Source organism: Paraburkholderia sp. NPDC080076 (assembly GCF_050281145.1).
Lineage (GTDB): Bacteria > Pseudomonadota > Gammaproteobacteria > Burkholderiales > Burkholderiaceae > Paraburkholderia.
Genome location: NZ_JBNNWQ010000012.1, coordinates 233,564 through 246,461, shown reverse-complemented (window position 1 = coordinate 246,461; position 12,898 = coordinate 233,564). Strand labels below are relative to the sequence as shown.

Here is a 12,898-nt window from a genome sequence, read left to right as displayed (position 1 = left end):
ACAACCGTTGGTCGCCGAAGCTAAGGTTTCTGCGGAGAACGGCGCAGCAAGTGGTTGCGGCGCTGCCGCAGCTGGATCTTCAGAAGCAGGGCGCCCGGTTATCTCGCTGTCCGATTGGAAGTCATCATGTCGTTAGCCGCGCTCGCGCGGGTTCGTATCTCACGCGCTTCACAGTCCTCACCTATATCTGCAATTCGCCCTTACGTCCTTCGCTTCATCGCTCATGACGGCACGCGCTCGGTCGTCGCATTTGCCAACCGCGATGAACGCGACGAGCGCGGCGCCCAGCTCCTGACGCTTGGCACAGCAGTAACGTTGGCCACCGTGCGGCGTGCAGTGTGAGTGGCTCGGCGACGTGGAATTACGGGCAACATGCAGTGATGTTGAACGACTACGAACGGCCGCAATCGAGGATGCTGAATGGCTGTTGGGTGGCAGCTCATACCTGCTTTTGTGAAAACAGAAACTCACGTGACTTGCAGGGTGCACAAACACATCTTTGCGAGGTCGATGCCGACCGCAGCAAGCCGGTCCATGACTTCCCCTCCTGTTCAGATTGATGGCTGACACCTCAATCCTGGCACTCGATGCCGTGCGACCTGAACGTCGTCTCAGGATGGGGAAGTCCCTCACATTTGAAAATGTCGAATTGTGGTCGGAGATGCAGGGGTTGGCAGAACGTTTTCGAGTTGTGGTGATCGGCGAAGCGGCGACTTGAACGAAGCAACGGTTCCCGTTGCTCGTCATGCAACTGCCTGGTTCATCTGCTTGCTTCCTGCCATGTACCACCTGGTCGATCTTCGCAAATTTTGCGCAGTCGCTACCATCGGGAACTCATCATGGGCACCGCTTGGACCTCGCAATCGGAGACGGTCGAGCTTCAGAATGCGTTTGAGATGAGCGAAGATCATTTCCACGTTCTCTCGCTCACGGCAAGAGCGGTTGTATTCAGACGTCTTCGCAATACACCTCGTTTCGTCACGCGCAGCTTCATGGATGCAGCGGGCGATCTTGCGGAATGGGTGTGTTCGGACAGCAGCGATCTTTCATCCAACAGCTCTCGCTGCCCGATAGATGATCGTGTCAGCGTTTGTGACTTGCGAGCGCGGATTCCTGAATTTGCGGCGATCACTGCGTAGTGCGTGCCCGGTGAGGCAGCGATATTCATCGGCCTGTTCATCCCACTGAAACTCGCTGCCAGACAATGTATTGTCCTTGCGCGTCGTTTTCTCCCAGACCCGAATATGCGGTGCAATCTCCTTCTCGTCGATCATCCAAGCGAGCATCGCTGCTGAGCTATACGCGGTGTCGTCTGCAAGACGTCGAGGTTTGAGATCATGCTGCCGCTCTACGGGGTCAATCATCGTCATGGTTGATTCACTTTAGCCTACGCGATATCGAAGAACTGCTGTTCGAACGCGTACTCGCCTCGTGCCGCGAAGTACCGCGCAAGATCGTGATAGACCAGCTTCGCAGCTATCGCGCCGCGATTGGCGGAGGTCCGCGAGTTGACGCACGTTAATCATGTGTTTTTGAAAGCCTCCGCACGAATGAATAATCGCGCGAAAAATAGCCGTCGGCCATCAGCCGACGCGCAAACGCGAGCGTCGCATGCATGGATTTCGAAAGCCTGAACGCACTCAGACTTTTCTCTCGAGCTAAGGCCCGATCCGCAGCATTCGCCATCAGGCGACATCTGCTACAAAACTTACTTTTCGCAAACAGTTGGCCTTGCGATTTGCTACGTGGCATCGCTTTACCGAACTCGCCCAAGATCCGTCTACAGCCTTCTGAGCCAATGCGCGCCGTCGCGGTGACAAGGCTCACGTCACCTTGGTCCACCGAATGCAAAGATCCCGAGAAATGTACTCAAATGTACTCTCCGCGCGGCGCCTTCAACGCGATTGCCACAAATCCCGTACACTCGGACGCGGCCGCGGTAGCGCGTCGATCTGTGGTTCAGCAGTACATGCTGCGTTACGCTGGACGCCACCGCGCGGACCGCTCTCTCACGGAAACTTCAAGCATGGGAAACAGCCAATCTACCAGCATTACTCTTCAACAAAGCCGGGTCGTTGTGGCCGGGGGCACGTCAGGAATTGGCTTTGCCGTAGCCGAAGCTGCGGCGCGTTCGGGAGCCGAAGTCATCATCGCCTCGAGCAGGCCGGAGCGCGTCGCTGCCGCACTTGAGCGCCTACCTCGGGGCACGCGCGGCGAGTCACTCGACTTTACCGACGAGGGGCAAGTGCGCGCGTTTTTTGCACGCATCGGTGAGCTAGACCACCTCGTCTACACCGCCGGGGAGTCGTTGTTCCTGCAAACCCTTGCTGAACTCGACATCGAAGCCGCGCAGCGGGCCTTCGAGGTGCGCTATTGGGGGGCGCTCAAGGCCGTCAAACATGCAGCCCCGCTCATTCGCGCGAACGGCTCCATCACCCTGACGAGCGGAGTGGCCTCGTCGCGTCCACTGCCTACGTGGGCAATCCCGGCCAGTATCCTGGGGGCGATTGAATCACTCACACGGACACTAGCCGTCGAGCTTGCGCCGCTCCGTGTGAATGCCGTGGCACCTGGCGTCTTGCGTACCGCGCTGTGGGACAACATGAGCAAAGCCGATCGCGAGAGTCTCTACGACCATATCTCGGGGAAGATGCCGGTACGGCGGGTTGGGGAGGCGAGCGACGTCGCGCAAACTTATCTTTACCTGATGCAGCAGGGCTTCAGCACAGGGCAAGTCATTGTTGTCGACGGCGGTCACGTGCTGGTTTAGCTTCCTGGAGGGCAAAAACATGGGTTTCGATTTCAACGGTAAACGTGTCGTCGTCGCGGGGGGCTCGCGCGGTATTGGCCGCAGCATCGCGCTCGGGTTCGCGCAGGCAGGCGCCGCCGTGTCCGTCTGTGCACGCAACCTGGAAGGATTGAAAGCGGTCGAGGCCGAACTGGCCGTCTATGACCGTCCGGTCCATACCGCACCTTGCGATCTCGCTGACGGCGAGGCGATCACCGCTTACATTGCGATGGCCGGCAACGCGCTCGGCGGCATCGACATTTTGATTAACAACGCGTCCGGTTTCGGAGGTGGGGATACCGAAGCCGGCTGGGAGGCCGGCATCCAGGTCGACCTCATGGCAACGGTGCGAGCGGGTCATGCCGCACTTCCATTCTTGCGGCAGTCGGCGAACGCCGCCATCGTCAATGTGACGTCCATCTCAGCGCTGCGTCCGTCGACACGCACCCAGTCTTACGCGGCGATCAAGGCAGCGGTCGTGCACTACACGGCCTCCCATGCATTGACGCTCGCGCCGGACCGGATCCGTGTCAACTCGGTTGCGCCCGGCTCGATCGAGTTTCCCGGTGGAGCGTGGGAACAGCGCAAGACTTCCGATCCCGAGCTGTATGAGCGGATACTGCGTTCGGTTCCGTTCGGCCGGCTCGGGACGCCAGCGGAGGTTGCGAATGCGGTGCTGTTTCTCGCCAGCTCGCACGCGGGTTGGATCACCGGGCAGACCTTGGTGGTCGATGGCGGCCAGGTGTTGATGTAAGCACCAATACGCACACGGGGATAAGCACGGGTTCGCCGCGCAATGCAACATCCGTGCTGCGGTCAACACAAGCGATCGACATGACGGCATAGCCGGGCGGGTACTGCGAACTTGCGGGCTATCGCTTCCCGCCCGATGTGATTAGCTGTGCGGCGTGGTTGTACTACCGTTTCCCGCTCAGCCTGCGCATGGTCGAGCAACTGCTGGTCGCACGCGGCATTCAGCTTACATACGAGACGGTGCTGCGCTGGTCGGTGAAGTTCGGGCTGGACGGCGCCGGGCAGAGGTTTGCGCAAGTTTGTGGGCCACGGCCTTGAGCGCGACGATCCGGTTGGTCGCGCGCTACATGCGTTCATAGAAACGCGGTGCCGGCGCGCATTGCCTCAATGCAAAGTTCGTCGCCTCGATGGACGCTCACGCGAGGCATGCATTGCCGTCGCCGCCGTTGCTTTGCCCTACGCTATCGACGCAGCGACTGTACGAACTGAACTGCCCCACGCTGGCAAACCGTGCCACCGTTCCGGTCTCCAGCATGATCACCGTCGCAAGTATTTCACCAATGCCGGGCACGTCTTTAGCAGTCGGTAGCCGATAGCCGGCGCGTCGCGCTTGATATTCCGCAGAACTTCATGTCGGCCTCCGCCAAGGCAACGGGTTTGCTTCATCTTGACTCTACCCCTGCGTCTCTCGCCGCGAAATTCAGGCCCGCTCCTCGTCTGCGATTCGCTGTATGCCAACTCCTTCATCCCCGTACAAGCATTTGTGCGCGCTGGGACAAGTCCGTGGAATTTCGTTCACATACTCTCGCGCTGGTGCGATGCAACAAGGCGTACATGGTGTGGGCCATTGGCATCTGCCGCTTCAGGGGGTTCAGGGATGTATACCAATCTTGTCGATCATGAGCATCGAGTGCGGCGCGCAGGCGGTTTTGCCCGCCGTTGGCGCGAGCTGGTTCTTGGCGCCGTCAGTATGCTGGCGCTACTGCTGTCGGGTCACGCACAGGCTGCCGCGCCGGCGCCTGCCGAATGCGCGGCGCTACAGGCGAAATACCCGCAATTCAAGGGCAAGACGCTGATCAACGCGATCAATCCGCACACGCCGGGCTATGAAGCGCTAGACCCGAATGACCCGAGTAAATATATCGGCTTCGACATCGACCTCGGCGACGCGATTGGCAACTGCCTCGGCTTCAAGATTGCGTACAAGCCAGTCTCGTTTGCGGCGCTGCTGCCGACGCTGCAAAGCGGCCAGGCGGACATCGTGATCTCCGACATGTATGCGACCGAAGAGCGCGCGAAGGCGGCGGACTTCATCACCTATTCGAAGGTGTTCGACGGCGTGCTCGTCGCGAAGGGCAATCCGAAGAAGATCAGCGGCATCAACCCGACGATGTGCGGCACGACTGCCGCGGAGAACACCGGCTACGTCGAAGTGCCGTTGATCCAGAATCTTGCGCCGGCCTGCAAGGCGGCGAACAAGCCGGAAGCCGCCGTGCAGCTGTATGACAACAACGCGAACGCGATCCAGGCGATTCTCGCGGGCCGCGCCGACACGTATATCAACGACGTGAACACGGTGGACCAGGCAGTCAAGGCGTATCCGAACCAACTCGAAAAGGCCAGTGCGGTGACGCTGCCGTATTCGATCGGTATCGGCGTACCGAAAACCAACCCGGCAATGCGCGCAGCCGTGATGGCAGCGCTTGTCGCGATCCAGAAGGCCGGCATCCAGACGGACTTGCTAAAGAAGTGGTCGCTCGGCGTTGAAAACCTCGAAACCCCCAAGCTGGTTGCCTTGAACTGATGAATTTGTTTCTGCACTATCTCGGCCTGCCGTATCTGCTAAGCGGCATCGGTTTTACGATCGCAGTCACGGCCCTCGGGCTGGCGGGCGGTCTGATCGTGGGACTGGTGCTCGCGAGCATGCAACTGAGCAAGGTCGGGCCGCTCGCCGCGATCGCGCGAGGCTACACGGTGATTTTTCGCGGGACGCCGCTTATCCTGCAACTCGTGTTCGCGTACGACGCGTTGCCGCACATCGGCTTGAAGTTGAGCGCGATGGGCGCAGCGGGTCTCGCGCTCGCGGCGAACGAGGGGCCGTTCATCGCGGAGATCCTGCGCGCTGGCGTGCTCGGTGTCGACCGTGGGCAACTGCTCGCGGGGCAGGCGCTCGGCATGACGCCGACCGTGCTGCTGCGCCGCGTGATCGCGCCGCAGGCGATCCGCACGATGATACCGGCGTTCGGGAACGAATCGGTCAGCGCGTTGAAGAACTCGTCGCTGGCATCCGTGATCGCAGTCGACGAACTGACCTTGCGCAGCACCCAGCTCGCGTCGTCGACGTTCGATTTCTTTTCGATCTTCTTCGCGTCCGGGCTGATGTATCTCGTGCTGACCGGCGTGATCGCCGCGATCCAGTTGTTCGCCGAAACGTCGCTCGATCTCGATCGCAGCCCGTCTGGACGCTTTGCACGGCTGCTGCCGTGGCGCCGTGCCCGAATTGCGGCGAACCCACCCGGCGCGGGCGCGACACTTCCCGCCGATGCGCTGCTCGAACCGGCGCCGTCGCCCGTGCCAATGCCTAACGCGCGTGACGTTCGGCGTGATGTTCACGCAGAGCGCGCGCAGCGCTACGCGACGCTCCAGAAGCAGAGCGCGACCGTCCAGGTGAAGGGGCTGAGCAAGCGTTACGGTGAGCAGACGGTACTCGACGGCTTCGACCTCACCGTCCGCTACGGCGAGGTTATCGCGCTGCTCGGGCCGAGCGGATCGGGCAAAAGCACGCTGCTGCGCTGTATCAATCACCTGGAGCAGTGGGATTCGGGGGAAATCCGCATCGGCGGTAAGCGCCTCGGTTTTCGAGTCGATGGTCAGCCGATGACGCAGGCCGATATCGCCAATGAGCGTGCGAGTGCTGGCGTCGGCATGGTGTTCCAGCATTTCAATCTGTTCAGCCATCTGACGGCGTGCGAGAACATCGCGGGGCCGCTGCGCTGGGTGCACGGCATGGCGCCCGCCGATGCCGAGCGCAGGGCGCGCGAACTGCTCGAACGCGTTGGCCTCAGTCATCGCGCCGACGCGTTGCCGCGCCATCTATCCGGCGGGCAACAGCAGCGCGTCGCGATCGCCCGCGCGCTTGCGCCCAATCCTCGCGTGCTCCTGCTCGACGAACCGACGTCCGCGCTCGATCCCGAACTCGTCGGCGAAGTACTCGACGTGATCCAGCGCCTCGTGGACGAAGGCGGTCTGACGATGATCATCTCAACGCATCAGTTGCGCTTCGCCGATCAGGTCGCCGATCGCGTCGTGTTTATGAGCGGCGGCGCGGTGGTCGAACAGGGGCCTGCGCACGAAGTGCTCACACACCCGCGCGATCCGTTGACGGCGCGATTCCTGAGCGTGATGGGCGCCGACAATCGGCTCGAAGTCGCGTCGTGACGGCACGCGCCGTTCAGCTTTGCCCGGCCCTTTGCGAGAATCGAACAACCATGAAGCACCATACTTTGCCTGTGTCGCCTGAAACGGTTCATTGGGGTTACTTCAGCAAGAAAGTCGCGCCCGCGTTGACGGTGCGCTCCGGCGACCGGATCACGATCGAGACGCTGACTCACCATGCGAACGACGATCACGAACGGATGGTGGCGGGCGACCCCGGCGCCGAAAGTATCTTTAACTGGACCCGCGAGCACAAGGCCATGCCGCGCCGTGGCGCGGGGCCAACCGATGGACCGTTTACAGTCGGTTCCGGCGAAGGTGTCGGCGTGCATCTCCTGACCGGGCCGGTCGCGATCGAAGGGGCCGAGCCCGGCGACGTGCTCGAAGTGCGGATACTCGACGTACGGCCGCGGCCGAGCTGCAATGCGTGTTATCGCGGCCGCTGTTTCGGTTCGAACGTCGCCGCATCCTGGGGCTTCCAGTATCGCGATCTGATCGAGGAACCGAAGCCGCGTGAAGTCGTGACGATCTTCGAGCTCGATTCCTCGGGCGAGCCGTTCGCACGTGCGGTCTACAACTACGTGTGGACGCCACAGACGGATCCGGACGGCATCGTGCATACGACGATCGACTACCCCGGCGTGAAGGTCGATCATTCGCTGGTCAAGAAGCGGGAGAGCATCCTGTCGAACGTGAAGGTACCCGCCCGGCTGCATTTCGGCACCATGGGACTCGCGCCGACGGAGGTCGACTACGTCAGCTCCAATCCACCCAGCTACACCGGCGGCAATATCGACGACTGGCGTGTCGGCAAGGGGGCGCGGATGTACTACCCGGTCGCTGTCGAAGGCGCTTTTTTCTCCGTCGGCGATCCGCATGCGGCACAGGGTGACAGCGAGCTCGGCGGTACCGCGATCGAGACCTCGCTGACCGGAGACTTCGAATTCGTGCTGCACAAGAAGAACGATCTGGGCGGCACTATCCTCGAAGGCCTCACGCACCCGATGCTGGAAACCGAAGACCAATGGTCGGTGTACGGCTTCACCTTCGCGAATTACCTGGCGGAACTCGGCCCGGCCGGACAGATCGAGGTGGCACAGCACGCGAGCCTCGACAAGGCGATGCGTGATGCGTTCCGCAAGCTGCGCCGCTTCCTGATGACCGTACACAGGCTGAGCGAGGACGAGGCCATCGCGCTGATGTCGGTCGCCGCGGATTTCGGCGTCACGCAAGTCGTCGACGGCAACTGGGGCGTGCATGGCTCGATCCGCAAGAACGTTTTCATTGGCGGCGCGGGCGGCTAAGCGTTCTCGTCCGGGCCGCGGGCGTTGCACATGGGCTGGCGTGCCGGATGTGCCAGCGCGAGGTATGGGAGCGCTGCTGGTGCGGACTCATACGACGCTTTTCTTTGTTCATGGAGTGACAGCAGATGGATTCATCAACGAAGTTCTGGATGGTGGAGGGCGCGCCTACCCCGGTCGGTCCCTTCTCTCATGCAACCGAACAAAACGGCTGGGTGTTTCTCACTGGCCAGATGCCGACATCACCGGACGATGACAGCGCACCGCTTCCAGAAGGCGTGGCCGCACAGACGACCCAGGTCATGAACAATCTGGTCCTCGTGTTAAAGGGGATCGGGCTTGGCCTCGAACATGTCCTCTCCGTGCGAATCTTTCTGACCGAGTTCAAACGAGATTACGCGACGATGAACGCGGTCTATGCTGCCTGTTTCCCGCCTGGGAAATTGCCGGCGCGGACCTGTATAGGCGTGACTGGATTGGCGCGCGACGCGCTCGTCGAAATTGACTTTATTGCTCGCAGGCCGAATTCAGCTGCCGCTTGATACTTGAATCGCCCCGGGAATCCCGTAGACTTTTTTGTTCGAGTCACGCGGCTGTGCACAACGCCTGAAGTTGCGAATAGTATGCGAGTCTGGTCAATATGCAGTAAGACCGAAGTGCACACCGTTCCGCGCTGCCTATACGAACCTGTCGAGGGCCTGTACTCGGCATGAAGTGGAGATCCTGACTTGACTGACAATATTGCTCTCGCACCCGCGTATGTCCTGTCGCGGGAAATCGCGGCACGGCGTCTGTCGCCTGTGGACTTGATGGATGCGCTGCTCGCGCGTATCGCAACGCACGACCCGAAGCTCCACGCATTCGTGGAGGTTTATGCGCCAGAGGCGAGACTCGCCGCTGAGGCAGCGGATAAGGCGATTCGTTCGGGCCATGCGGTGGGACCTTGGCATGGTATCCCGGTGGCCATCAAAGACATCATCGACATCGAAGGGCGGATCACGACAGGCGGCTCCGCGAGCCGGCTCGATCATCGCGCGACCGTAACGGCAACGGTCGTGCGTCGCCTGGTGAGCCAAGGGATGATCGTGCTCGGCAAAACGCACACGGTGGAATTCGCTTGTGGCGCGTGGGGGATGAACCAGCATCGAGGCACACCGTGGAATCCGTGGGACGCTGACGTGCCGCGCACGCCTGGAGGCTCGAGCAGCGGCTCCGCCGTCGCCGTCGCGGCCCGCCTCGCGCCTTGGGCGCTGGGTACCGATACCGGTTGCTCGATCCGCCAGCCCGCTGCGTGGTGCGGCATTACCGGGCTGAAAACGTCGATCGGTCGAATCAGCACGTATGGCATCCTGCCGCTCAGCCCCACTCTTGATACGCCCGGTCCGATGGCTCATACAGTTCGGGACGTGGCACTGCTTTTCGATCTCCTGCAGGGCCCCGACGCGCGCGATCCTCGCACGAGCGGCCACCTGCCGGCCGATCCCATCTCGACGCTGGAGCATGGCGTCCGCGGTCTGCGGCTCGCGCGCCTTCCGTCCGAGGAAAGATTGGGTGTCGCGGCCGATGTGCTGGACGCTTACGACCGCTCACTTGCAGTGCTGAGCGGGCTCGGCGCGGAGATCGTCGATATCGCTCTGCCGTTTAGCCTCGTTGAATTCATTTCAATGACCAACGTCACGATGGCGGAGGCGTATTTCACTCACGGTCATCTCGTCGACGATCCGCGCCTGCCGCTCGACGAAGTGGTCCGCTCTCGCATCCTTGCTGCATCCCGCATCTCGGCTCAGGATTATCTGGCAACGCTGCACCGCCGGGACCAGATGAAGCAGGGGATGAAAACCGCGTTGGCAGCGGTGGACGCGTTCTTGACACCGACAACGGAGACGGTGGCCATACCGCTCAGCGAGGTGAATCAAAACGACCAACCAACCCGCCTCACGCGCTTCGTCAACCTTCTCGATATGTGCGCGCTGTCGCTGCCAAACGGCTTTACCGCCGAGCGCTTGCCGAGCTCGCTGCAAATCGTTTGCCGTGGATATGATGAATCGCTGGCGCTGCGTATCGGTCAGGCTTATCAGCAGGTGACAGATTGGCATGAGCGCATACCGCCCGCGATCGGGCAATGAGCAGCGTGACCTGCATGACCCGTTAATCACGGGCGCGAACAGACGGAGCGCCACTTCCGAAAAGTCGGACGACCACGCCCGCGCGCCCGAATCCGATCGGGTTGGGATCTGAGGTTTAACGGGCCCTATGGCCGAAGAGCTTTTATCGCATCACGTGTTTCAACCAGCAACGCTTCCGCGAGTCGCGTCAGAGGGCGGTCTTTCGAGGAAATCGCCCACGCGTCGATCGTGTTCTTCGGCCGAAACGGCAGCGCGACAATCGGCTGCTGACCGGTATGTGCGACGGCCGACAGTGCGTCGACCACCGCGACACCGGCGTCGGCGCCTACCAGCCTGCACGCGGTCTCCGAATAGCGTGTCTCGACCGCCACGCGGTACGGCACGCCGGCGTCGCGGAATGCCGCAGCAATTTGCGTGCTGACGCGCGCCAGACTCGACAGACCGATCAGCGGATACGGCTCGAGATCGGCCGGCACGACACGTTTGCGCCGTGCAAGCGGATGTCCATGGGGCACGACGCAAACCATCTCGATCGACGCGATCTTCACCATCTTCAGCGACTGGTCAAGCTCGGGTTCGAGCGCCATCGCCAGGCCGAAATCGGCCGCCAGCGCTTCAACGCTTTCGATCACCTTGAATGAATCGACGACGTCGCAGAACACCTTTACGTCGGGTTTGCCGATCATGAAACGCTGAATTGCCTGCGGGAGTATTGAGTGCCCGAGCTGCGGCGTGGCGCTCACACGCACATGTCCGAGGCGGTTCTCCTTGATGTCCTCGACGGTCTGGTCGAGAGCCTCGGAATACATGAACATGGCTTCTGATGCACTGAACAGCAGCTTAGCCTCCTCGCGCGGGACCAGCCGGTTTCCCACGCGATTGAAGAGCGGGAATCCAAGTTCCGATTCGAGTTGGCCGAGCGCAGTGCTGACGGCCGGCTGCGAGATCCCCAGCACACGGCTAGCACCGACCGTGGTCTGCGACGTCATGACGGTCCTGAAGATACCCAGCAGTCTCGTGTTCACAATAACCTTTTCTTATACGGTGTGAATAATTTTCAATAGTTGATTATTGTAAGGCCGCTTTTGATAATGCCAGTTATCGCATCCCGAAGACCGGATGCGAGCCGTAACGGCCCAACCCCCTCAGACCGAGACACCCCAATGAATAAAGTCGCAAGCGTCAACTTTTCCGGTGTCGAACAAACGGTCATGACAAAGGTGGCATGGAGAATTCTGCCTTTCCTGATGCTGCTTTATTTCGTCGCGTTCGTCGACCGGGTCAATATTGCCTTCGCGTCGCTGCAGATGAACGCGGACGTCGGGCTGTCGAGCGTTGCATACGGAATCGGGGCGAGTGCGTTTTTCGTCAGCTATTTTCTGTTCGAGGTGCCAAGCAACTTCATACTCTCGAAGGTCGGGCCAAGAAGATGGATCGCACGCATCCTGGTGACCTGGGGGCTGGTCTCCGGCGCCATGATGTTCGTGTCGGGCGAGAAGAGCTTCTATGTACTGCGCTTCCTGCTTGGCATGGCAGAAGCAGGTTTCTTCCCGGGCATTGTGGTTTACTTGAGCCGATGGTTCACCGCGAGTTACCGGGGACGGGTCACAGGCATTTTCATCGTTGCAATCCCACTGTCGGGCCTGATCGGCGGTCCGATTTCCGGGCTGATCCTCGACGGCATGAACGGCGTATCTGGCCTGCGCGGTTGGCAATGGATGTTTCTACTGGAAGCCATCCCCGCGGTTGTACTCGGCATCGGTTGTCTATGGTGGCTGGCCGATCACCCCGCGGACGTGACGTGGCTGAGCCCTGACGACAAGGACAGGTTGGAACGCATGCTCGAGAGCGAGCGTCGCGCACTCGACTCAGAGGCACGCTATCCGTTGTCAGCAGCGTTCGCGAACCGCGCTGTCTTGCTGCTGGCCGGCACGCTGTTTTGCATCGTATTTGGTACGACCGGCATCGCGTTCTTCTTGCCGCAGATCATCAAGAGTTTTGGCTATAGCAATACGACGGTTGGTTTTCTAAGCGCCGTACCGTATCTTGCTGGCGTGATTGCAATGGTGTCATGGGCGCGCCATTCCGATACCCATCGCGAACGCGTCGCGCATCTGGCCACGGCGACGCTGTTCGGTGCGCTCGGTTTCATTGCTCTCGCGTTCCTGTTGCCCGTGCACTGGGCCGCCATGATCGCTCTCTGCTTCGCGGCGATGGGCGTCTATGCTTCCAACGCGCTGCTATGGACACTGCCTTCCGAATTGATGACCGGCACAGCGGCCGCCGTGGCAATTGGCGTCATTAATTCATTGGCTAACCTGTCCGGTGTGATCGCACCCAGTCTGCTGGGATGGAGTCGTCAGGTCAGCGGTGGATTCGCTCTGCCGGCGTGGATTTTTGCGGGCTTTTTGGTCTTGGGAACCGTGCTAACGGTACTCTTTAGTCGCACACCGATGTTCACTACATCGCGACGTGCTTTAGGGAAGGCAGTTTGA

Annotated in this window: 10 protein-coding genes and 3 pseudogenes; 10 read left to right on the top strand and 3 right to left on the bottom strand. The window is 60.9% G+C overall.

The genetic code is table 11. The features are described from left to right. Positions 1–743: 743 nt before the first annotated feature. Positions 744–1,376 (bottom strand): annotated as a pseudogene (locus tag ACQKRQ_RS35695) (transposase); the annotation flags it as partial. A 35-nt stretch (positions 1,377–1,411) separates the two neighbouring features. Between ACQKRQ_RS35695 and ACQKRQ_RS35690 the strand changes: the two are divergent. The 4 genes and pseudogenes from ACQKRQ_RS35690 to ACQKRQ_RS35675 form a co-directional block, all read left to right on the top strand. Continuing rightward, positions 1,412–1,794 (top strand): annotated as a pseudogene (locus tag ACQKRQ_RS35690) (DDE-type integrase/transposase/recombinase); the annotation flags it as partial. 232 nt (positions 1,795–2,026) lie between these two features. Continuing rightward, a complete protein-coding gene (locus ACQKRQ_RS35685; RefSeq protein WP_132379894.1) occupies positions 2,027–2,770 on the top strand; it encodes an SDR family oxidoreductase in 744 nt (247 codons plus the stop codon). Beyond that, on the top strand, positions 2,742–3,542 hold the full coding sequence (locus tag ACQKRQ_RS35680) for an SDR family NAD(P)-dependent oxidoreductase (protein WP_427482293.1): 801 nt from the start codon (positions 2,742–2,744) through the stop codon (positions 3,540–3,542). Before ACQKRQ_RS35685 ends, ACQKRQ_RS35680 begins: the two co-directional genes overlap by 29 nt. A gap of 137 nt (positions 3,543–3,679) precedes the next feature. Further along, positions 3,680–3,808 (top strand): annotated as a pseudogene (locus ACQKRQ_RS35675) (IS6 family transposase); the annotation flags it as partial. Between the two features lie 148 nt (positions 3,809–3,956). Here the strand turns inward: ACQKRQ_RS35675 and ACQKRQ_RS35670 are convergent. Then, complete coding sequence (locus tag ACQKRQ_RS35670) at positions 3,957–4,112, bottom strand: transposase (RefSeq protein WP_427482291.1); 156 nt, start codon at positions 4,110–4,112, stop codon at positions 3,957–3,959. A gap of 306 nt (positions 4,113–4,418) precedes the next feature. On the opposite strand from ACQKRQ_RS35670, the gene ACQKRQ_RS35665 reads away from it, so the two are divergent. From ACQKRQ_RS35665 to ACQKRQ_RS35645, 5 genes are all read left to right on the top strand, one after another. Next, on the top strand, positions 4,419–5,345 hold the full coding sequence (locus ACQKRQ_RS35665; RefSeq protein WP_427482289.1) for an ABC transporter substrate-binding protein: 927 nt from the start codon (positions 4,419–4,421) through the stop codon (positions 5,343–5,345). Continuing rightward, a complete protein-coding gene (locus tag ACQKRQ_RS35660) occupies positions 5,345–6,979 on the top strand; it encodes an amino acid ABC transporter permease/ATP-binding protein (RefSeq protein ID WP_132379902.1) in 1,635 nt (544 codons plus the stop codon). The genes ACQKRQ_RS35665 and ACQKRQ_RS35660 overlap by 1 nt, the downstream gene beginning before the upstream one ends. Before the next feature lie 50 nt (positions 6,980–7,029). Continuing rightward, positions 7,030–8,280: an acetamidase/formamidase family protein gene (locus tag ACQKRQ_RS35655; RefSeq protein WP_427482287.1), complete on the top strand. Its 1,251-nt coding sequence runs from the start codon at positions 7,030–7,032 to the stop codon at positions 8,278–8,280. Positions 8,281–8,405: 125 nt separating this feature from the next. Beyond that, on the top strand, positions 8,406–8,819 hold the full coding sequence (locus ACQKRQ_RS35650; RefSeq protein ID WP_132379906.1) for a RidA family protein: 414 nt from the start codon (positions 8,406–8,408) through the stop codon (positions 8,817–8,819). Between the two features lie 267 nt (positions 8,820–9,086). After that, positions 9,087–10,403, top strand: a complete 1,317-nt coding sequence (locus ACQKRQ_RS35645) for an amidase (RefSeq protein ID WP_427482285.1) — start codon at positions 9,087–9,089, stop codon at positions 10,401–10,403. 125 nt (positions 10,404–10,528) lie between these two features. Here the strand turns inward: ACQKRQ_RS35645 and ACQKRQ_RS35640 are convergent, their stop codons facing one another. Next, on the bottom strand, positions 10,529–11,428 hold the full coding sequence (locus ACQKRQ_RS35640) for a LysR family transcriptional regulator (RefSeq protein WP_427482283.1): 900 nt from the start codon (positions 11,426–11,428) through the stop codon (positions 10,529–10,531). Between the two features lie 138 nt (positions 11,429–11,566). Between ACQKRQ_RS35640 and ACQKRQ_RS35635 the strand changes: the two genes are divergently transcribed. Further along, positions 11,567–12,898, top strand: coding sequence for an MFS transporter (locus tag ACQKRQ_RS35635; protein WP_408289258.1), 1,332 nt, complete (start codon positions 11,567–11,569; stop codon positions 12,896–12,898).